Genomic DNA, 21,085 nt, shown 5'->3' on the forward strand with positions numbered 1-21,085 from the left:
GAGGGGGAAGCGCCGACATGCCGACCTGCCCGAACGGACACCAGTCGGGTTCCGATGACTGGTGCGAGGTCTGCGGCCATCGCATGGCGCCCTCCGGCGCTCCCGGCGGCTTCCCGCCGCCTCCCCCGCCACCTCCCGGGTACGGCTACTCGGGCCCCGGTGATCCGAACGCCACCGCCCAGGCGGAGCTGTGCCCGCAGTGCCGTACGCCGCGCGAGGCCATGGCCCCGTTCTGCGAGGAGTGCCGGTACAACTTCCTCACCAATACGGCCACGTCCTACACGCCTCTCGCCCCGGCCCCACAGCAGTCGCCCGGACTGAACCTCCCGCCCGGCTTCCAGTCCCAGCCGGGCCCGCCCGGGCCGCCGCAGCAGCAGGGACCTCCGCCGCCTCCGCAGCAGCGCGATCCGTACGAGTACCAGCAGTCGCGGCCGTCGCAGATGAACCGGCCGGCCGAGCCGCTGGGCCAGCCGCCGCAGGCGTTCCAGCAGGGCGGTCCGCCGCCCGCGCCGCCGCAGCAGCCGGGGCCCCCGCCACCGCCCGCCTACCAGCAGCCGGCTCCGCCCGCGCCGCCGCAGCCGCAGCACACGGGCGGCGGTGACGACTGGATGCTGCCGCCGCCCTCGCACAGCCAGGCCCCGCAAGGCCCCCAGGGCTTCCAGGGGGCTCCGCAGCAGTTCCAGCAGCAGCCGGTGCCTTCGCAGCACAGTCAGCACCCGGGGCAGCAGCAGGGTCAGCACCCGGGTCAGCAGCAGTACTCGTCCGCCCCGGCGGGGTGGACGGCCGTGATCGGGCCGGACCGTGATTACTTCCTCGCGATGATGCAGCGCAGCGGCCCGGAGGCCACGGGGCTGAATCTGCCCGCGTACTCCCCCGAGCAGCATCTGCCGCTCACCGGGAACCAGATCACGATCGGCCGCCGCCGGCACTCCACGGGCGAGTCCCCGGACATCGACCTGTCCGTGCCGCCGGAGGACCCGGGCGTCTCGCACCAGCACGCGGTGCTGGTGCAGCAGCCCGACGGTTCCTGGGCGGTCGTCGACCAGAACTCCACCAACGGCACGACGCTGAACGGCGCCGAGGACCCGATCCAGCCCTACGTCCCGGTCCCGCTGAACGACGGCGACCGGGTGCATGTGGGCGCCTGGACGACGATCACGGTCCGCCGCGGCTGATCCCGCGGGGCGCGGCGGCGCACCCGCCCCACCCGGGGCTGGGTGCGCCGCCGCGCCTGTGACCCCACCACCGGTCGCCGCTCGGTAAGAACCCCGACGCGCGGCAGCAGGCGGTCGCCGACCGGCGGCGCGGGCGCGCTGCGGACCCGCTCGGCAGGGACGGATCCCGTGGGGCGGCGCGCGGCCTACTCGGGCTGCTCGACCCCGAGCGGCCAGGCGTACGGACCCTCGGGGTCGTCCAGCCAGGCCCACTGGTGGTCGCCGCTGACCGTGACACCGAAGCGGTTGCGCTGCGGACGTCGCTCGCGTTCCCACAGGGAGAGCGCCTCGTGCGGGTCGAGGCTGCCCGCGGTCAGGGTCAGCAGGAAACGGAAGAGGTCGTTGTCGATCACCCGCCGGGGCATCCGGCCGGGCCTTCCCGGCGCGGGCACCGCGCCACCGCGCAAGGGTACGAAGTACGCCGACGTCCGCAGGAAATGACCTTCGGCCCTGCGGGCGCTCCCCTCGCCCGAGACCCGCAGCACGATCAGGCCGGTGGACAGGGGAGCCACGATCCGGGCGCCCGTACTGCACTGCGGCAGCCATGCCGCGGGCACGGACGGCAGGGTGCAGGTCGCGACGATGCAGTCGAAGGGCGCCTGCTCGGGGCAGCCGCGCGCCCCGTCGCCGGTGACCACCGCGGGCCGGTAGCCGGCTGCCGCCAGATGCCGGCGAGCGGACTCGGTGATCTCGGGGTCCAGGTCGACGGTGGTCACCGATGCGTCCCCGAGCCGGTGCGCGAGCAGCGCGGCGTTGTAGCCGCTGCCCGCACCGATCTCCAGGGCGGTGTCCCCGTCGGTGACCTCCAGCGCGTCCAGCATCAGCGCCATCAGTGAGGGCTGGCTGCTGGAGGACAGCAGCTCGCCGTCGCGCACCCGGGTGGCCAGCGGGGTGTCCGCGTACGCACCCCGCAACCAGCGGTCCCGGCGCCCCGGATCGGCGTCCTCGCACCACAGGCGCTCGTACGCGCCCGATGGCGTGCCACATGCCGTGCCGAAGTAGTACGGCACGAACAGGTGCCTGGGCACGTGTTCGAACGCCGCCCGCCAAGCCGGGTCGGTCAGTCCGCCGTCGGCGACGATCTGGCGCACCAGGGACATCCGCTGCGCGGCGGCGGCTTCGGCGAACGGGTCCGGGGGTGCGCCCATGCCTCCACTTTCCTGCGCCGCCGCCGCCGAGGCGAGCCACCGGGCCCCTGCTGGACCGCGAAAAGCAGCGGACGATCCCGGGCTGATCCTGGCGGTCCTAGGCCTGGAGTCCTCGGCCGGTGCGTCTGAGACCATGGGCATGTGACTGAGATTCCGCGCGGGACACTTGAGGAGCAGACCTTCTACGAGCAGGTCGGCGGCGAGGAGACCTTCCGGCGTCTCGTCCACCGCTTCTACCAGGGCGTCGCGGACGACCCGCTGCTGCGGCCGATGTACCCCGAGGAGGACCTCGGCCCGGCCGAGGAGCGGCTGGCGCTGTTCCTGATCCAGTACTGGGGCGGGCCCCGCACCTACAGCGACAACCGCGGCCACCCCCGGCTGCGGATGCGTCACGCGCCTTTCACCGTCGACAAGGCGGCTCACGACGCCTGGCTCAAGCACATGCGGGAGGCGGTCGAGGAGCTCGGCCTCTCCGAGGAGCACGAGCGGCAGCTGTGGGGCTATCTCACCTATGCCGCGGCGTCCATGGTGAACCGCTGATCATTCCTGTGCGCGTCCCGGCCCGTATGCGGCACGGAATGCGGTCATCCGGTCTCGGATAACGGTCACGATCCGATCAAGGTCGCCCTGCAAGCGGTTTCCCCGGCCGGTGCACTCTGAAAGCATCCGGACACGGCTGGCGTCGGGGGATGCCTGCGGCGGGACCGGGCGGGGTGGGGCAGGGGTGACCGGGTTCGTACTACGGCGCGTGGGGGCTCACCGTCTGCTGCTCGCCGCGGCCCTGCTCGCCGTTGTGCTGACGACCAGCGTGCTCGCCGCACTCACCGCCTTCTCCACATCCGTCGGGGACGCTGCCCTCCGGCACACCCTCGGCGGCCGCGACGCCGCCTCCGCCGCCCTCGTCGTCAGCGCCCAAGTCCCGAACGAACGGCGGGAATCGGCCCACGACGCCGTGGTCCGCGGTGCGCGCCGGACCTTCGACGGGCTTCCGGTGACGGTGCGAAGACTGGAGCGCTCGGGGCCGTACGCGCTGCCGCGCTCCCTTCAGAACCCCGAGGCCCGCAAGGGCGATCCGGACCTCACACACTTCGCGGCCCTGGATCCGTCCCGGATCCGCGTGACCGGGGGCGCGCTGCCCGGTCGGGCCACCGCGGGCGACGGCCCCGTACCGGTGGCACTGCCCGAAGCCACCGCGAAACAGCTCGGGCTCAGGCCGGGATCCCGCCTCACCCTCACCGACCGGATGGGCGGCGCGACGCAGGCGATCCGTGTCACCGGTGTGTACCGGGCCGCCGACCCGGGCGATCCGTACTGGCAGCTGGACTCACTCGGCGGGCGCGGGATGCGCACCGTCGTGTTCACCACGTACGGGCCGCTGCTCGCCGACCCGTCGGTCCTCACCTCCGGCCGCATCACGAGCGGCACCACGGGCTGGCTGGCCACCGCCGACTTCCGGACCCTGACCACCGGCCGGATCGGCGCGCTGCGTTCCGCGGCGGCGGACGGGCCCGAGGCGACCGGCAAGGACCCGGCGTTCGCGGGCGGCGCGACCGTGAGAACGGCACTTCCGACCGTGCTCGACCAGACCGGGCGCGCGCTGCTGGTGGCCCGTTCCACCCTGCTGATCGTCGCCGTGCAGCTGGTGCTGCTCGCCGCGTACGCCCTGCTGCTGGTGGCCCGGCTGCTCAGCACCGAACGGGCCGGCGAGACGGATCTGCTGCGGGCCCGCGGGGCGTCGCGCCGGCGTATCGCCTCGCTCGCCGCGGTGGAGGCACTGCTGCTGGCCGTACCTGCCGCGGTGTGCGCGCCGTTGCTGTCGGGGCCGCTGACCGGGCTGCTCGCCGAGCGCCCGGAACTGACCCGGATCGGACTGAGACTCGGTGACGGACCCACCCCGCAGGTGTGGCTGGTGGCGGCCGCGGTCGCGGTGTGCTGCGCGGCGGCCGTCGTGGCGCCCGCCCTGACCGCGGCCACCGGCGGTCTGCGGCGCGCCCGGTCCGCCGCGCTGCCCGCGCCCGTACGCGCCGGTGCCGATGTCGGGCTGCTGGTCGTCGCGGCGGTGGCGTACTGGCAGTTGGACCGGCAGACCACCGCGAGCGGCTCGGGCGCACTGAGCGGCGACCGCGAGGGGGATCTGGGCATCGACCTGCTGCTGGTCGCCGCACCCGCGCTGGCGCTGCTGGCCGGCACGGTACTGACGCTGCGGCTGCTGCCGCCCGTGGCCCGGCTGGCGGAGCGGCGCGCGGCAGGCGGGCGCGGGCTGGAAGTGGCGCTCGCGGGCTGGCAGTTCAGCCGCCGCCCGCTGCGCGGCGCGGGCCCGGTGCTGCTGCTGGTGCTGGCGGTCGCCATGGGCATGCTGGCGATCGGCCAGAGCGCGTCGTGGGACCGTTCGCAGGCCGACCAGGCGGACTTCAGGACAGGTGCGTCGCTGCGGGTGCTGGAGACCGGTACGAGCGGGCCCGGTGACGCCGGCCGGTACGCGGCCGTGCCCGGCGTGAAGGAGGCCGCGCCCGCCCACCGCGCCTCGCTGGGACTGTCCGGCAACCGCACGGCGACCGTGCTCGCCCTGGACACCGCCCTGGCGGACGAGCAGCTGCTGCTGCGCGGCGATCTCGCGGACGAGCCGCCCGGCCGGCTGCTCGAGGCCGTCGGGGCGGCACGGGACGCGCCGACGGGCGTGGTCCTGCCCGACGACACCCGGCGCCTCACCGTCGAACTGCGGATGACCGACGAGAAGGCCGCCTCGGGCGCCTCCCCCGCCGGGCTCGCGCCGAAGCTCACCGCCGTCGTGGAGGACCGTTACGGCATCGCCTACCGGATCCCCGCGGGCGAGGTGCCCGCCGACGGCCGGATGCACTCGGTCACCGTGGACCTGGACAGGACCGCCGTCGGCGGCCACTCCGCTCCCGCCGGGCCGCTCGCCCTCACGGATCTGCGCCTCGACGGCTCGGTACCCGACGGGCCGGGCGAGAAGCACCGTCTGAGCGTCGAACGGCTGCTGGCCGCCGGACCCAAAGCCACGGCGCGCCCCGTCGCCGCGCCGGACGGGCTGCGCTGGCAGGCCACCGGTACCGACATGGTGGACGGACAGCCGCAGCAGCCGGTGACGCTGCGTCCGACGACCGCCGGGAAGAAGCTGCTCACCGTCACCTATGACGTCGGCCCCGCTCCCACCGGGGTGCAGTCCGGGATCGAGGCGATGGAGTTCGGGGTCCACATCGGCGTGGAACGCCCGGCCGCGCCCAAGGAGGTCCCTGCCGTGGCGACGGACGAGTTCCTGCGCGCGTCGGGCGCGAAACGTGGCGACAGCGTCGATGTGAACCTGGCCGGTGCCGACCTGCGGGTGACGATCGTGCGGACGGTGCGCCGGTTGCCGACGACCGGGCCGGGTGCCCGGTCCTCGGTGCCGTCCCCGGCCGAGGAGGGCAGCGGCACCGCGGCCGGCCAGGAGGCCGGGGACGGCGGTGCGCTGTTGCTCGATCTCCGTATGGTCAACGCTCACTTCGCCGCGCGTGCCGAAACCTCCCTGATGCCCACCGAGTGGTGGCTGAGCACCGACGCCGGGAAGGCCGCCGAGGTGGCCGATGCGCTGCGGCAGCGCCCCGACGCGGACCCGGGCCAGGTGCTCGTCCGCGACGAGGCCTCCGACGAACTGCTCGGCGATCCGCTCGGGGCGGGTCCGCGCTCGGCGCTGACGGCTGTTGCCGTGGCCGCCGCCGCGCTGGCCGCCGTCGGCTTCGCGGTGAGCGCGGCCGGTTCGCTGCGCGAGCGGTCCGCCGAACTCGCCGTCCTGCGTGCCCTGGGCGCACCGCGCCGCCGGCTCGCCCGCATGGTCGCCGGCGAGCAGAGCGTGCTCATCGCGATCGCGCTCCTGGTCGGCCTCGCTCTCGGCGCCGTACTGACCCGGGCCGTGGTCCCCTTGATCGTGCTGACCGGCCGGGCCACCCAGCCCGTGCCCCGTGTCCTGCTCGAACTGCCCCTGCCGCAGGTGGCACTGCTCCTCGCCGGGGTCGCCGCGCTGCCGCTGCTGATCGTCGCCACCATCGCCCTGCGCCGCGCCGATCCTGCGGTGACCCTGCGCCACCAGGGGGACAACTGACATGGCCGCGCGATCCGAGAAACCGGTGGACCCCCGCCGCCCGGTCGCCCCCTGGGTGAGGACCCGGCTGCGCACAGCTCCCGGCGCCGCCACTGTGCTCGGGGTGCTGGTGCTGTTCACGGCGTTCCTCGCCGCAGGCTTCCCCCGGGCCGTCGACGCGTACGAGACCCGGGGACTGCGGCACGACCTCACCGCTGCCTCGCCGTCGCGCAGCGTGCTGGAACTGACCGCCCCGCAGCCGGCGCCGGGGCCGGACGCCGCCCGGGAGGCAGCGCTGCGGCCCGAGGAGCTGAGGTCGGTGCACAGGCAGGCGACCGGCCTGCTGCCCGAGCCGCTGCGGCCGGACCGGGGGCAGTCCGCGTACGGGGTGCGGACCTCCAAGACGCTGGAGGCCCGGGACAGCTGGCTGCCGCGCCCCAATGCACTGCGGCCCCGGTTCACCCTCGCCGCGCAGTCCGGGCTCGCGGAGCACGCCACTGTGCGCAAGGGGCGGCTGCCCGCCGCCGAAGGGCAGGTGACGGCCTCGGCGAAGGAGGTCCAGGCCGCCGTGACCGCGGCGACGGCGAAGACAATGCGCCTGGACGTCGGTTCCGTGGTGCACGTGGCCGCACCCGGCTCCCCGGAGCTGGCGGTGCGGATCAGCGGGATAGTCGAACCCCGCCGTCCGCAGGGCAGTTACTGGTCGGCCGAGCCGACCCTGCGCACCCCGGGGCTCCAAGCCGAGCCGGTGAGCCCGCCACAGGTCTACTGGGAGGCCGGGCTGCTGCTGGCTCCGGAGGCCGCGCCCGCGCTGCTCGGCACGCAGGGAGATCCGCAGCTGTACTGGCGGATCGCGCCGGCGACCGGTCATCTCACCGCCCAGGACGTGCCGGAGCTCACCGACCGGGTGGCGTCCCTCGAAGGCGGCCCCGGGCTGCTGGAGCTGAAGACGATCGCCGGTGACAACGCCGCCCTGGCCACCGATCTGGACGCGCTCCTCGCCTCGTACACCACCATGCGGTCCGCGATCAGGCCCGTCGTCGCCGTCGCCGCCGTCGGGATCGGTACGGTCGCCGCTGTCGTCCTCGCGATGACCGGTGGGTTGTTCGCGGCGCGCCGCAGCGCGGAACTGGCCCTGCTGCGCGCACGCGGCGGCTCGCTGCGCGGTATCGGCGGCCGGCTGCTCGCCGAGACCGCCGTGGTCGTGCTGCCTGCCGCCGGGCTCGGTCTGCTGCTCTGCGTGCTCGCGGTGGACGAGGCGCGGCTGCCGTTCGCGGTGGCCGCGGCCGGTTCGGTCGCCGTCGTCGCGTGCGCTGCGCTGCCGGTGCGCGCCCTGGTGCTGCACCGCAGGCCGCGGGCGTACGGGGACCGGGACGACCTGGTGCACGCCCGCCCGGGCCGGCGCCGTACCGTCGCCGAGCTGACACTGCTGGTGCTGGCGGTGGGTGCGGTCACGGCGCTGCGGCGGCGCGGCACTTCGGACGGGGGCGACCACCTGGTCAGCGCGGCCCCGGTGCTCGTCGGTCTGATCGCGGCCCTGGTACTCGTCCGGCTGTATCCGCTGCCGCTGCGCTGGGCGGCGCGCCCGGCCGGGCGGCTGCGCGGGGCGGTCGGGTTTCTGTCGCTGGCCCGCACCGGGCGGTCACCGGCGGCAGGTGCGCTGCCGCTGCTCGCGCTGCTGATCGCGCTGACCACGACGGCGTTCGGCGGTTCGGTGCTGGCGGGGGTCGCCGATGCGCGGGACCGTGCGGCGCTGCTGGCGACCGGCGCGGACGCGCGGATCTCCGGGCCGTGGGAGACGGTGGCGCTGCCGGGCGGCGTGGAGCGTGCGGTGCGCGATGCCCCGGGAGTACGGGAGGTGACGGCGGTGCAGATCGAGCACGCGCTGGCCCTGCCGCCTCGCCCGAACGACATCGGGGACCCGCTGAGCCCGTCGCTGGTGGGAGTCGAGCCCGGGTCGTACACGCGGCTCGCCCGGCAGTGGCGGATCGGCGCCTTCCCGGCGGATGCGCTGAGGACCTCGCGGGACGCGGACGGACGGCCCGTCCTGCACGCCGTCGCCTCACCCGGTGTCGCCAAGTGGCTCGGCAGCGGGCCGCATCGGATCGAATCGCTCGCCGGGGACTTCACGGTCGAGGTGACGACGGTGCGTACCCGTACCCCGGCCGTCGCCTCCGCCGAGTTCCTGATCGTCGACGGCGCCCGGCTGACCCACCGTGCCCCGACCGCGCTGCTGGCCGAAGGTGACCGGCTGGACGGGAAGGCGCTGCGGGCCGCGGTGGCCGGATCGGGCAAGAACCTGTCCGTACGACTGCGCAGCGAGGAGCGGGCCGCCTTCACCGACTCGCCGCTGCAGTCGGGCGCCGAGCGGATCTATGCGGCGGCCGTCGCGGCCGGCGCGGGCTATGCCGTACTCGCGCTGTTCCTCTCGCTGCTGCAGTCGGCCCCGGAGCGGAACTCGCTGCTGGCGCGGCTGCGCACCATGGGCCTGACCACCCGGCAGGGCCGGCAGCTCCTCGGGCTGGAAGCCCTGCCGCAGGCTCTGCTCGCCGCGGCGGGCGGCATGGGGGTCGGCTGGGCCACGATCCGGCTGCTCGCCCCGGGTGTGGACCTGACGCGGCTCGCACTGGCCGCCGCTCCCGGGCTCGCCGCGGTGGACGGTGCCGCGCTGCGGACCGACCTGTGGTCGCTGGCCGTTCCCGCCGCGGGTGTGGTGGTGCTGGCCGCCGGGGTGGCCGCTGTGCAGGCCTGGTGGGCGGGGCGACGTGGATCGATCACCGAACTGAGGGCAGGAGACATGCGATGACGACCGACACCACGCTCGCGCAGCTGGAACAGCGGGCCGCGGCGCGGCGCGACCGCCCCTCGTACGGACACGACGCGCTGATCACCTGCGACCGGCTGGTGCGGATCTTCTCCACCGACGGGGTGGAGGTACAGGCGCTCCAGGGGCTCGATCTCCTCGTCAAGGAGGGCGAGTTGATGGCCCTGGTCGGCGCGTCCGGCAGCGGCAAGTCGACCCTGATGAACATCCTGGCGGGGCTGGACGTGCCGTCCGCCGGTGCCGCGAAGGTCGCGGGCTGCGATCTGCTCGCGATGGACGCGAAGGCACGGCTGCGCTACCGCCGGGAAGTCGTCGGATTCGTCTGGCAGCAGACCGCCCGCAATCTGCTCCCGTATCTGACCGCAGCTCAGAATGTCGCCCTGCCGATGCAGTTGAAGGGGCGGTCCAAGAGGAAGGCCGAGCGGGCCCAGGAGCTGCTTGCGATGCTCGGCGTCGCCGACTGCCGGGACCGGCGGCCGCATCAGATGTCCGGCGGCCAGCAGCAGCGCACGGCGATCGCCGTCGGCCTCGCCAACTCCCCCGCCCTACTGCTCGCGGACGAGCCGACCGGCGAGCTGGACTCGGCGACAGGCGAGCAGGTCTTCACCGCGTTCCGCCGCGCGAACGAGGAGCTGGGCACCACCGTCGTGATCGTCACACATGACCAGGCAGTGGCGAGCGAGGTGCGGCGTACGGTCGCGATCCGCGACGGCCGTACGTCCTCCGAGGTGCTGCGCCGCACGGAGATCGACGCCGAAGGCCAGGAATCGGTGGTGGCGCGCGAGTACGCGATGCTGGACCGGGCCGGCCGGCTCCAGCTCCCGGCCGAGTACACGGCGGCGCTGGGCATGGAGCACCGGGTGATGCTGGAGCTGGAGCAGGACCACATCGGGGTGTGGCCGGACGACGTCGATCACTAGGCCCTGTCCGGGCGATCTTCGAGGATCAGCCTGCGGCGTCAGATGCACGGGGCCTCCCCAGGCCCGCCAGGGCCGAGGCACGGGGCCTCCCCAGGCCGCCAGGGCCGAGGGGACGCATCGCACGGCGGAGGTCGCCCTCGCACTGGACGTACTTGGGCGACTCCGGCAACACCGCGAGGCGCCGCAGCCGTCGCCGCAGGCCCGACAAGAACGCCCGGACAGGGCCTGGTCCTGGTGGCCCTGGTCCGGCCGTTCGGCCGGCCAGGTGTGGAAGGCGCCTGTGTGGTGCTCGCCGCTGGACGTCACAGCGGCCTCCCTGGGGCGAACAGGTCGATGGGATGCCTGGTGGCACCGGTCAGGGCGAGGTCGGCGAGGATCTCACCGACGACGGTGACGAACTTGAAGCCGTGCCCGGAGAATCCGCAGGCGACGCTGACCGTGTCCGGGTGGGCGGGGTGGCGTGCGATGACGAAGTGCTCGTCGGGGGTGTTGGAGTACATGCAGGTGGCGGCGGACAGAAAGGTGGCCGGCAGACCGGGCAGGAACTTGCTCGTCTGCCGTGCCATGGCTGCCACTTCGTGGTCGTGGACCGTGCGGTCGATGGTGTCCGGGGTACAGGGCGTGCCGCCCTGCCGGAAGAACGCGACCTTCGCGCCGCCGTCCGGCCCGTCGATGGCCGGGAAACCGTAGATCTGGACGCCGGCCGCGTCCTCCCAGATGTAGACGGGATGCCGTTCGGGGAGATACGGACCGGTGCCCCCGGCCGGCTGGAACCAGTACATGACCTGGCGCTCCACCCTCACCGGCACACCGAGGTCGGCGAGCAGCTGCGGGGCCCAGGCGCCCGGGCAGACCACCAGATGGCCCGCGCTGTAGCTGCCCTGCGCGGTGTGCACCCGGACGCCGCCGCCGAAGGACTCCCAGCGCATGGCAGGTTCCTCGAACCGCAGGTCGGCACCGTGTCGGTCGGCGAGCTGGAGGTGGGCGGCGACAGTCCTTTCGGGACGCAACAGGCCTGCCCGTGCCTCGTAGAGGGCCACATCGCCGGCGCCGGGTGTCAGGGTCGGGAAGCGGCGGTGGATCTCCTTGGCGTCGAGCATCTCGTGGGGCAGGTCCCACTGCTGCGCCGAGCGCAGGAAGCCGGCGACGGTGCGGGAGTCGGGCCGGCCCACCATCACGCCGCCGCACAACAGGGCGATGTCCTGGCCGGTGTCGCGCGCGACCTGCTCGTACAGCTCGTAGGCGCGCAGCAGCAGGGGCACATACGCGGGGTCCTCGAGATACGACTGGCGGGTGATCCGGGACCCGCCGTGGCTCGAGCCGCGGTCGTGCGCCGGGCCGAACCGCTCCAGGCCGAGCACGCGGGTGCCCCTGGCGGCGAGGTGCGCCGCGGCGGCGCTGCCCATACCGCCGAGACCGAGAACGATCACGTCGTACGCCGGTGCCATACGTCTCTCCCGTGTCCTTGCCGCTACGCCCCGATCCGGGACATCTTCGGGTCGAACAGGGCTCCTCGACGAGGGTCGCCGCGATCTTTTCGCCGAAGTACGCCGCATGGACCGATGCGCCGGCCGCAGCGGCGGCGGCAGCCAGGCGTACGCGACACAACACCGTCGGTGTACACGGATTCCTCGCCGAACACCGTCTGCGGGCGGGGCGTCGAGCGGGAGGCAGGTCAGCCGGCGTGCCGCATCGCGCCCGCCGCTGCACCATGCCAGCGACCCGCGGGCCAGGCGCCGGATGCGGTTCTCGGTCGCCGAGCCGCTCCTCACCCGCGCGGTCCACCAGGACCCGGCTCACCACCCCTGTCGGCGTCAGCGACTGCCGCTTCGTGCCTGCCCAGTCGGGCCGGCGTCAGCCGGGTCGGCGGGGGGTGACGCTCAGCGTGCCGAGCCCGGTGGTGCGTACGGCGACCGAACCGAAGGGCGTACGCAGTCTCAGCCAGGCCCCGGCGGACAGCAGCGCGACCGGAACTCCCGGACGCAGAAAGCCCAGTGACTGCGCGGCATGCACGGCGCGCAGCGGCAGCCCGGTCCCGCCGACGGTACGCGACCAGATCTCGCGGCCGATCCGGTCCCGCTCCGCACGCGTGCGGCGGGCGGCGGGCAGTGCCTCGTCGCGGGCACGGAACTCGGCGACGGCGGCCGCCACCGCGCCGCGCATCGCATCCACGTCGGGCAGTGCGGCCAGCTCGCGCCAGCCACTGCGCGGCGGCAGCAGGCCGGCCCACGGCGGACCGGTGACGGCGGCGGGCACGCCGCAGTCCGTCCCGCCGAGGGATTCCAGCAGCTCACCCGCGGAGACGGTGACATCCAGCTCGACATCCTCGCCGAGGCGTGCCGTACGGATCGCCAGCACCTCGAAGGACGGCGGACGGCCGAACACGGCGAGCGCGCCACCGCCCGCCTGGAGCCGGACCGCTGCCGCGCGGTCGTAGTGGATCAGCCGGGCGAGGAAGGCGGCGAGATCCTCCGCCTCCCTCGCGTCGGCGAGATGCAGGCTCTGCACGGGCAGTGGCGCGGACGGGGTCATGCGACGAGAGCACCCTCGGCGGCAGGGTCGTCCAGGTACTCCTGGAGGAAGGACTTCTCTTCCGCTGTGATCCGGCGCGGACGGCCCGCTTCCAGGTTGTAGGGGACAACGACCGTGGAGGCACGCACGTACACCTGCCGTGGGTCGTCGGCCTCCTTGACCTCGTAGGCGATCGTCAGTGAGGCCGCACTGATCTTGGTCACCCACGACTCGATGATCACCGGCTCGTGCCGGTGGACCAGCGGTCGTACGTAGTCGATCTCATGACGGGCCACGACGGACCCGCCCGAGAACGACGGCGAACCGTCCCCGGGGGCCAGCCGGAACATGAAGTCGATCCGCGCCTCTTCCAGATAGCGCAGGAAGACGACGTTGTTGACGTGCCCGAAGGCATCCATGTCCGACCAGCGAAGGGGACAACTGTAGATATGGCGGGCCATGACGATCTGGTTCCTCAGCCCCGGGTGAGCTTCTTGTAGGTGGCACGGTGCGGACGGGCCGCGTCCGGGCCGAGACGCTCGACCTTGTTCTTCTCGTACGACTCGAAGTTGCCCTCGAACCAGAACCACTTGGAGTCGCCCTCGTACGCCAGGATGTGCGTGGCGACCCGGTCGAGGAACCAGCGGTCGTGGGAGACGACCACGGCCGCACCGGGGAACTCGAGCAGCGCGTTCTCCAAGGAGGAGAGCGTCTCCACGTCGAGGTCGTTGGTCGGCTCGTCGAGGAGCAGCAGGTTGCCGCCCTGCTTGAGGGTGAGCGCCAGGTTGAGGCGGTTGCGCTCACCGCCGGACAGGACGCCGGCCGGCTTCTGCTGGTCCGGGCCCTTGAAACCGAAGGCGGAGACATAGGCGCGGGACGGCATCTCGACATGGCCGACGTTGATGTAGTCCAGCTCGTCGGAGACGACGGCCCACAGCGTCTTCTTCGGGTCGATGTTGGCGCGGCTCTGGTCGACGTAGGAGATCTTGACGGTGTCGCCGACCTTGATCGAGCCCGCGTCCGGCGTCTCCAGGCCCTGGATCATCTTGAACAGCGTGGTCTTGCCGGCGCCGTTCGGGCCGATGATGCCGACGATGCCGTTGCGCGGCAGGGTGAAGGACAGGTCGTCGATCAGCACCTTCTCGCCGAAGGCCTTGGAGAGGTTGTTGACCTCGACGACGACGGAGCCCAGGCGCGGACCCGGCGGGATCTGGATCTCCTCGAAGTCCAGCTTCCGCATCTTGTCGGCCTCGGCGGCCATCTCCTCGTAACGGGCCAGGCGGGCCTTGGACTTGGCCTGCCGCCCCTTCGCGTTGGAGCGGACCCACTCGAGCTCTTCCTTGAGCCGCTTCTGGCGCTTCGCGTCCTTCTGGCCCTCGACCTTGAGACGGGAGGCCTTGTTCTCCAGGTAGGTGGAGTAGTTGCCCTCGTACGGGTGGGCGCGGCCGCGGTCGAGCTCGAGGATCCACTCGGCGACGTTGTCCAGGAAGTACCGGTCGTGGGTGATGGCGACGACGGTGCCGGCGTACTTGGCGAGGTGCGCCTCCAGCCACTGGACCGACTCGGCGTCCAGGTGGTTGGTGGGCTCGTCGAGGAGCAGCAGGTCGGGGGCCTCGAGCAGCAGCTTGCACAGCGCGACGCGGCGCTTCTCGCCACCGGAGAGGTTGGTGACGGGCCAGTCGGCGGGCGGGCAGCCGAGTGCGTCCATGGCCTGCTCGAGCTGGGCGTCGAGATCCCAGGCGTTGGCGTGGTCCAAGTCCTCCTGGAGCTTGCCCATCTCCGCCATCAGCTCGTCCGTGTACTCGGTCGCCATCTGCTCGGCGATCGCGTTGAAACGGTCGAGCTTGCCCTTGACCTCGGCCACACCGAGCTGGACGTTCTCCAGGACGGTCTTGTCCTCGTCCAGCGGCGGCTCCTGGAGCAGGATGCCGACGGAGTAGCCGGGCGAGAGGAAGGCGTCGCCGTTGGACGGCTGCTCAAGACCGGCCATGATCTTCAGCACGGTGGACTTACCGGCGCCGTTGGGGCCGACCACACCGATCTTCGCACCGGGCAGGAAGCTCAGCGTCACGTCATCGAGGATGACCTTGTCGCCGTGCGCCTTGCGCGTCTTGCGCATCGTGTAGATGTACTCAGCCAAGAGAAACCGTCCGGCAAGCAGTGGGTGGGCAGATACACCCATCTTGCCGTACGTCCGTCCCTCGGCGAAAACCGCCTGTACCCGCCACGCCCCACGACCCTGCACGCGAGGCCACCGGGCACGCACGGCGCGGCCGGCCCGGTGCGATGCGGTCCGTCCCGCACCGCATGGCGGTTCCCGGCGGTCGGCCCCGCAGTCAGCGGTGCTCGGTGCGCGTCACCCTGCGCACCGGGACCGTCACCCGGCGCGGTGACTCACCGCGCCGGTACCCGCTCACTCGTCGGGGGTCGTCGTCTTCTTCTTACGGAGGAGAAGGACCGCGGCCCCGCCGATCACGACCATCACGACCGCGATGCCTGCGATCCAAGGGGTGGCACTGGAGCTGCCGGTCTCGGCGAGGTCGCCCTCGAGCCCCGCGGACAGGCCCCCGGCCGAGGCCGGGCCGGGCTGAGAGGTCAGCGTCTGCGTCTCGTCCCCCGGTTCGCCGGTGGTCCTGCAGTCCAGCACGCCCTTGAAGTTCTTCTGGAACCCGTCCGGCCCGGTGATCGTGAAGTCGTACGCCTGGTCCTCGGCGACCGGGACGGTCACCGTCCGGAACTCCCCTGCCGCGATGGTGTACTCGAAGCCCACCAGCTCGAAGGTGAACGGGGCGTCACCCTTGTTCGAGGCCGTGATGTCCACGCCGCCCTCGGCGCAGTTCTTCCGGGCGGACAGCGCCGGGATCGGGCCCGCCTTCGCCCAGGTCGCCGTCGCGTTCGCGGAGACCGTGGACTCGCTGGAGCCGGCCAGGATCTGCGTCTGGCTCTTGGTGACCCCGGCGAACGCCCGGCCCACCGGCACCGACGTGGTCGCCGTCACACTCAGCGTCGCCGACCCGTCCTCCGCGCCCTCGGGCACGTCGAAGAACAGCTCGCTGCCGTTCGCGGCGGAGGTGACCGGCTTGCCCGCCGCGTCGGTGACCTTGATACCGCTGGCGGCCGCGTCCGCCGGCGGCGAGACCGCGATCTGACCGGCGCCGGTGCGCACCGTCACCGGCCCGAGCCGCTCGCCCGCCTTGCCGGAGACCGCGTTCGGCTGCAGGCTCAGCGAGGCCTTGGGCTCGGCAATGTCCTTGGCCTGCCGCTGCAGCCAGTCCGCGAGCTGCTCCGCCGCGGGGTCGGCGGCGTCGACGTCCGCGGCGTCCGAGTAGCGCCAGATGGCGACCTGGGTGCCCGCCGCTGCGGTCTGCTCGGACAGCGGCCCGGTCCCGGCCCGCTCGGCCAGCCCGGCCAGGTCGTCGACCTGCGGATAGGAGTGCTCCAGGATCCACCGGATCTTGCCGGCGTTCTTGTTGCCGCCGAGCGAGGTCTGGCTCCAGGGGGTCTCCAGATACTTGGCCTGGTCCTGGGTCGGGTTGTGGATGTCGATGCAGTACGTCTTCAGCCGGCCGCCGCCGTCGACGGTCATCTCGAAGAGCCCGGCGGGGATCTCATGGCTCGTGCCGTTGGTGCGCAGCACGGCCTGGTCGTAGGTCTTGAGCCCGTCGAGGGTGGCGACCGCGCCGCCCTGGTGCTGAGCGCCGTCATCGGCGGCGGCCGCACCCGCGGAGGCTATCGAGCCCGTCGCGATCAGGCCCGACAGCACCGCCGCGGCGGTGAGCCGGCGAGCAGCGCCCCACCTGCGAACCGCAGGCGCAGAGAACACAGCAAACACAGAATTCCCCTCCGGGCGAGACGTTTCGCGTGCGGCGCGTGAACGCCTGCGACGCGTGGGGGGAGTGTCTCGCCTGCAGACTCAAGTGCCCCGTGAGTACTCGGGAATCCTATGGAGGGCGCACATCCCGCTGTCCCGTCATACCGTCAGATAACCATTCCGAATCGGAATCGTTATCCCCGCCGGGGTGTCCCTGTCCGGCACCTCCCTTTCCTTGCAACTGCACCGGAACATCTCCACAACTTCCGCTCAGGTAGCGGGAACCGGCGTCCTTGCCCCCGCCGCGGCCGCCGCCGCGACCCTGCGGGGAGGTCCCGTCACATTCGGTTCCGCCTTGACCACGCGCCGGAATGCCGAGGTGCCGCGGGTCAGGTCGTGCCCCACCGCCAGAGCGTCGATGTCGACGTACGTCCTGCGCCTGCCGTCCCCTTCCTCCTCACGTACTTTCAACCGCCCGTGCACCAGCAAGGGTTCCCCCACCGACACCGAACCGGCGAGATTCATCGCGAGCGAACGCCACGCGAAAACCGTGTAGAAGCTGGTGTGTCCATCCGTCCAGTTACCGCTGCCGCGATCCCATCGCCGCGACGGCACGGCGAAGCGGAATCTCGCCATCCCGCCGGTCGCCGTTTCCCGGTACTCCACATTCGTGGCGACATTGCCCACCACCGTCACCATGGTGTCGTTCACGTCGGTCCTCCCCGTCCGGTTGCATTCGCCCGGCCGCCGCGGACCTGCCCCGGCGGGCGGTCCCTGTTCGACCCGCCGCCGACGACCGGTTCTCCGCGACCGGGCTCCGTCGGTCTCCATGCTGGACCGGACAGGAAAAGCCCGCTGAACCCTGTGGATCAGCGGGCCGTTGTGGACAACCGGGTCACCCGAACGGGACCCCTCTGCGGGCCGCGGCGCCGGCCGCCCGGCCGGCCCGCCCGGCTCCGACCCCCGGTCTCGTCGGCCCCGACACCGTCGCGTACTGCTCCCGCACCTCCCTGTACCGCATGAGCTCCGCCGCGACGGGATCGAGCACCCTGGCCCGCCCGCAGGATGCGGCCGCCTCCTGCAGCCGCCTCTGCGCGTCCTGCCCGTACCGCCGCGCCGGCCCTCTGGAGGCTGCTGCGCACGCCCACTCCACCAGCGGTCCGCCCACGATTCCGGCGAGCATCACCAGCACCGGCGGCAGCAGTCCCGGTTCCAGGACGCCGACGATCTGGCCCACCAGCCACAGCGCGCCATAGATCTGAAGCAGCGTCATCGCCGCCTGCGTCAGCACCGCGGCCGGCCACCAGGCGGGCCGCTGCGGCTTCCCATTGGTCGCCGCCGCCTCACGCACCGCCAGTTCGTCCAGCGCCTCCGGAAGCCCTTCCGCCCCGCGCACCGCCGCCTCCCGGACAGCCTGGGCCCAGGGCGCAGGCAGTCCGTTCGCCGCCTCGTCCGCGACCGTACGCACGGCCTGTTCGACCCGCTGGCGGGCCGTCAGTTCTTCCTCCGCCGGTGCCGGCGGCTGCAGCAGCGCGGCGCTGGGCATCCGGGTGCGCTCGTACCAGCGCCACAGCCTCAGCCAGGGCGTACCGCATGCCCGCCCCGCGTTCCTGAACCACTCGCGTTCCGCCGCCTCACCGGCCGCCGTGGCACCGACCGCCTCCGCCAGCCGCGCCGAGAAGTCATCGCGCGCCCGTTCCCCGAGGCCGGTGCTGCCACCTGCGACGTACACGGAGCGCAGTTTGGCCGCCGCGGCGTCGACGTCCGCGCACAGCCGGAGCGCGGGCGCGCTGCGGTCCTGTACGAACGCACCGATCATCTCCCGCAGTTCGCCGACGCCCTCCCCGGTGAGTGCCGACAGCGGCAGCACGGTGGCGCCCGGCTCGCCGTGTTCGCCGAGCGCCATGCCGTCCTCGTCGAGCAGCCGCCGCAGGTCGTCGAGTACCTGGTCGGCCGCCTCGCCCGGCAGCCTGTCCACCTGGTTGAGCACCACGAACGTCACCTCGGCATGCCCGGCAAGCGGCCGCAGATAGCGCTCGTGCAGGGCCGCGTCGGCATACTTCTCCGGGTCCACGACCCAGATCACCGCGTCCACCAGCCCCAATACCCGGTCCACCTGCTCCCGGTGCCGTACCAGCGCCGAGTCGTGGTCGGGCAGATCGACCAGGACGAGCCCGTGCAACTGCTCGTCGCCGTCGCCGCCCGCCAGCGGCTTGCGCCGCAGCCGCCCGGGAATCGCCAGCCGGTCCAGCAGGCCCGCCGCCCCGTCGGACCAGACGCAGGCGATGGGTGCCGCCGTTGTCGGCCTGCGCAGCCCGGTCTCGGAGATGGGAACCCCGGCGAGCGCGTTGAAGAGCGTCGACTTGCCGCTGCCGGTCGCGCCCGCGATGGCGACGACGGTGTGCCGCGAGGACAGCCGCTGACGGGCGGCCGCCTCGTCGAGCACGCGCCCTGCCTCGGTGAGGGTGTGTCCGTCCAACCGGGTCTGGGAGAGGCCGAGCAGTTCACGCAAGGCGTCGAGCCGTACGCGCAGCGGTCCGACATAAGGACCCCCGACCGGAAGCTCCTCCTCCACCACGAGGTCCTCGTGCTCCTCCTCGTGGTCCTCCGCCGTGCCGCCGTCGTCACGCGGGTCCGCGCGCCGCGCGATGAAACCGTCGGCCCAGCGGTCGCCGCCCGCTTCCCCTGCGCCGCCGTCGGCCGCACCCGCGGACCCGACGCCCGCGACGGTGTTCGTCCCATCGGCCGCAGGCGCTCGGTCCGCCGCATCGGCCGCGCCGCTCCCGGCCGGGTTCTCGTCATCCGTGATGGCGGTCATGCCCGGTCACTTCTCCTTCTGCAGTAGGGACAGCGCGGCGATCAGTTCGGCCTGCGGCTCAGGGGCCACCTCGAGCGCGTCGAGGGGCGCCAGCCGCCGGTCACGCTCGCTGTGCAGTACGCCGTCGATGTACGTCGTCACCAGCTCGCCGCCCTTGTCGCGCAGCCGCAGCGCACCCTGAGCCCCGATCCGCTCGGCCAGCCGCTCCCCCGCGCCCCGTGCCCGCCGCCCGCCGAGCAGCGCGGTGGCCACCAGGGCGGCCAGCGTCTCGGGGTCGGGCGCCGCATTGCGCTCGATGCCCCGGACCTCCTCCTCGGCAAGCTCCTCGAGCTCGCGCCGCCAGCGGCGTACGGCCATCCCGATGCGCTCCCCGGCCTCCAGATCGAGCCGGCCCTGCGCGGTGACACCCGCCGCTGCGGGCTCGTGCCGCCAGGCCTCCTGGATGTGCTCGTCGGCGGCGGCCACGGCACACTGCAACAGCGCTGCCAGACCGGCGACGAGGGAGTCCAGCAGCTCGGCCGCGGAGCTGTCGCGCGGATAGCCACGCCAGCGGGTCCGCGCGTCCCCGGAGAGCACCGCACCGGCCTTCAGCTGCCGGCGCACCCGCTCGGCCTCGCGCTCGCACGCGTCCTCGACCGCGCTCCGCAGCCGGACGACCGCCGCGTACTGCGCCGCCACCGCGCTTGCGAGCCCGGGCATCCGCGCGTTCAGGGAATCGATCACTCCGCCCGCCGTGCGCACCAAGACCTGCTGCCGGGCCGCCGGGTCCTGCGCCTGGTGCGCCAGCCAGGAGTACAGCGGCGCGATGGCGTTGACCGGCAGAAGCCCCTTGCCGCCACCCGCCGACTCGGGCAGTTCGGGAATCGTGAACCGCGGTACGTCCCCCAGCCCGGCCTTGGTCAGCAGCGCCGCGTACTGCCGCGACACCTCCCCGATCACCTGGTGCGGCACCCGGTCCAGCACGGTCACGAGCATCGCGTTGTACTCCTTGGCCGTACGCAGCAGATGCCACGGCACGGCGTCGGCGTAACGGGACGCGGTGGTGACCATCACCCACACGTCGGCGGCGCACATCAACTCGGCGGCCAGGAGGCGGTTCTCGACGACGAGCGAGTCGATGTCGGGGGCATCGAGGAGGGCGAGCCCGCGGGGCAGGGAGGAGGCGGTCTCCACGCGCAGGGTGTCCTGCTCGGCCGCAGGCTTCCCCTTCGCGCCGCGCATTCCGGCCGGCTCCCGCTCGCCTCGCCGCGCCCGCAGCCGCTCGGCGGCGCTCTCGGTCTCGTCCTGCACGGGCAGCCATACGCGCGTCAGATACGGCAGCACGCGCTTCCCGGCGAACCAGTGGTGATCGTCGGGATGGCACACGAGCACAGGCGTACGCGTGGTGGGCCGCAGAACGCCCGCCTCGCTGACCCGGCGTCCCACAAGGGAGTTGACGAGGGTGGACTTCCCGGCACCGGTCGATCCGCCGATGACGACGAGCAGCGGGGCTTCAGGCTCTTTGAGACGGGGCACCAGATAGTCGTCAAGCTGTGCGAGCAGCTCGTCCCGCGTCTGTCTGGCCCGTGGCGCACCGGGGATCGGAAGGGGAAGACGCACGGCGGCGACACGGTCGCGCAGGGCGGAAAGTGCGTCGATGAGCTGAGGCCGTGCATCCAAGGTCACCACATGCGAAGAATGCCCAATTTTGGCAGCTTTTTGAAGCGTATTGCCTTCTCTGCGCGCCGATCGGACAGACGGGACACACGGGATGAGTGGGAC

Annotated in this window: 14 protein-coding genes; 5 read left to right on the forward strand and 9 right to left on the reverse strand. The window is 72.9% G+C overall.

The window, feature by feature from the left end; translation table 11 throughout:
* Positions 1 to 17: 17 nt before the first annotated feature.
* Positions 18 to 1,175: an FHA domain-containing protein gene (locus tag ABZ208_RS33655; protein WP_356913244.1), complete on the forward strand. Its 1,158-nt coding sequence runs from the start codon at positions 18 to 20 to the stop codon at positions 1,173 to 1,175.
* A gap of 185 nt (positions 1,176 to 1,360) precedes the next feature.
* On the opposite strand, the gene ABZ208_RS33660 is transcribed toward ABZ208_RS33655, so the two are convergent.
* Positions 1,361 to 2,362 (reverse strand): methyltransferase domain-containing protein, encoded by a 1,002-nt coding sequence (locus ABZ208_RS33660; protein WP_356913245.1) that lies wholly within the window; start codon positions 2,360 to 2,362, stop codon positions 1,361 to 1,363.
* A gap of 141 nt (positions 2,363 to 2,503) precedes the next feature.
* Between ABZ208_RS33660 and ABZ208_RS33665 the strand changes: the two genes are divergently transcribed.
* The 4 genes from ABZ208_RS33665 (at position 2,504) to ABZ208_RS33680 (ending at position 10,184) form a co-directional block, all read left to right on the forward strand.
* Positions 2,504 to 2,902 (forward strand): globin, encoded by a 399-nt coding sequence (locus ABZ208_RS33665; RefSeq protein ID WP_328400501.1) that lies wholly within the window; start codon positions 2,504 to 2,506, stop codon positions 2,900 to 2,902.
* 184 nt (positions 2,903 to 3,086) lie between these two features.
* A complete protein-coding gene (locus tag ABZ208_RS33670; RefSeq protein ID WP_356913246.1) occupies positions 3,087 to 6,461 on the forward strand; it encodes an ABC transporter permease in 3,375 nt (1,124 codons plus the stop codon).
* Between the two features lies 1 nt (position 6,462).
* Positions 6,463 to 9,246: an FtsX-like permease family protein gene (locus tag ABZ208_RS33675; protein WP_356913247.1), complete on the forward strand. Its 2,784-nt coding sequence runs from the start codon at positions 6,463 to 6,465 to the stop codon at positions 9,244 to 9,246.
* Positions 9,243 to 10,184: an ABC transporter ATP-binding protein gene (locus ABZ208_RS33680; RefSeq protein WP_356913248.1), complete on the forward strand. Its 942-nt coding sequence runs from the start codon at positions 9,243 to 9,245 to the stop codon at positions 10,182 to 10,184. Before ABZ208_RS33675 ends, ABZ208_RS33680 begins: the two co-directional genes overlap by 4 nt.
* Before the next feature lie 302 nt (positions 10,185 to 10,486).
* On the opposite strand, the gene solA is transcribed toward ABZ208_RS33680, so the two are convergent.
* The 8 genes from solA to ABZ208_RS33720 all read right to left on the reverse strand — a co-directional run bounded on the left by solA (position 10,487) and on the right by ABZ208_RS33720 (position 20,983).
* Entirely contained in the window at positions 10,487 to 11,632 is a 1,146-nt protein-coding gene (gene solA, locus ABZ208_RS33685; protein ID WP_356913249.1) for an N-methyl-L-tryptophan oxidase, read from the reverse strand.
* Between the two features lie 406 nt (positions 11,633 to 12,038).
* Entirely contained in the window at positions 12,039 to 12,716 is a 678-nt protein-coding gene (locus ABZ208_RS33690; RefSeq protein ID WP_356913250.1) for a hypothetical protein, read from the reverse strand.
* Positions 12,713 to 13,156, reverse strand: coding sequence for a thioesterase family protein (locus ABZ208_RS33695; RefSeq protein WP_356913251.1), 444 nt, complete (start codon positions 13,154 to 13,156; stop codon positions 12,713 to 12,715). The genes ABZ208_RS33690 and ABZ208_RS33695 overlap by 4 nt, the downstream gene beginning before the upstream one ends.
* Positions 13,157 to 13,170: 14 nt before the next feature.
* On the reverse strand, positions 13,171 to 14,835 hold the full coding sequence (gene ettA, locus ABZ208_RS33700; protein WP_356913252.1) for an energy-dependent translational throttle protein EttA: 1,665 nt from the start codon (positions 14,833 to 14,835) through the stop codon (positions 13,171 to 13,173).
* Positions 14,836 to 15,108: 273 nt separating this feature from the next.
* The gene (locus ABZ208_RS33705) at positions 15,109 to 16,518 is read right to left on the reverse strand and encodes an LAETG motif-containing sortase-dependent surface protein (protein WP_356913253.1); all 1,410 of its coding nucleotides are present in this window, start codon (positions 16,516 to 16,518) and stop codon (positions 15,109 to 15,111) included.
* A 258-nt stretch (positions 16,519 to 16,776) separates the two neighbouring features.
* Positions 16,777 to 17,217 carry a single-stranded DNA-binding protein gene (locus ABZ208_RS33710; protein ID WP_356913254.1) on the reverse strand — a complete coding sequence of 147 codons (441 nt, stop codon included), beginning with the start codon at positions 17,215 to 17,217 and terminating at the stop codon, positions 16,777 to 16,779.
* A 184-nt stretch (positions 17,218 to 17,401) separates the two neighbouring features.
* Complete coding sequence (locus ABZ208_RS33715; RefSeq protein ID WP_356913255.1) at positions 17,402 to 19,324, reverse strand: GTPase; 1,923 nt, start codon at positions 19,322 to 19,324, stop codon at positions 17,402 to 17,404.
* Positions 19,325 to 19,330: 6 nt separating this feature from the next.
* A complete protein-coding gene (locus tag ABZ208_RS33720) occupies positions 19,331 to 20,983 on the reverse strand; it encodes a dynamin family protein (RefSeq protein ID WP_356913263.1) in 1,653 nt (550 codons plus the stop codon).
* Positions 20,984 to 21,085 lie beyond the last annotated feature (102 nt).

Origin of the sequence: Streptomyces sp. NPDC006208 (assembly GCF_040613775.1) — a bacterium.
Taxonomy (GTDB): domain Bacteria; phylum Actinomycetota; class Actinomycetes; order Streptomycetales; family Streptomycetaceae; genus Streptomyces.

Coding starts and splice junctions, on each gene's coding strand:
- solA (WP_356913249.1), bottom strand. CDS start 11,632: ATGGCACCGGCGTACGACGTGATCGTTCTCGGTCTCGGCGGTATGGGC.
- ABZ208_RS33660 (WP_356913245.1), bottom strand. CDS start 2,362: ATGGGCGCACCCCCGGACCCGTTCGCCGAAGCCGCCGCCGCGCAGCGG.
- ABZ208_RS33675 (WP_356913247.1), top strand. CDS start 6,463: ATGGCCGCGCGATCCGAGAAACCGGTGGACCCCCGCCGCCCGGTCGCC.
- ABZ208_RS33655 (WP_356913244.1), top strand. CDS start 18: ATGCCGACCTGCCCGAACGGACACCAGTCGGGTTCCGATGACTGGTGC.
- ABZ208_RS33715 (WP_356913255.1), bottom strand. CDS start 19,324: ATGACCGCCATCACGGATGACGAGAACCCGGCCGGGAGCGGCGCGGCC.
- ABZ208_RS33680 (WP_356913248.1), top strand. CDS start 9,243: ATGACGACCGACACCACGCTCGCGCAGCTGGAACAGCGGGCCGCGGCG.
- ABZ208_RS33695 (WP_356913251.1), bottom strand. CDS start 13,156: ATGGCCCGCCATATCTACAGTTGTCCCCTTCGCTGGTCGGACATGGAT.
- ABZ208_RS33690 (WP_356913250.1), bottom strand. CDS start 12,716: ATGACCCCGTCCGCGCCACTGCCCGTGCAGAGCCTGCATCTCGCCGAC.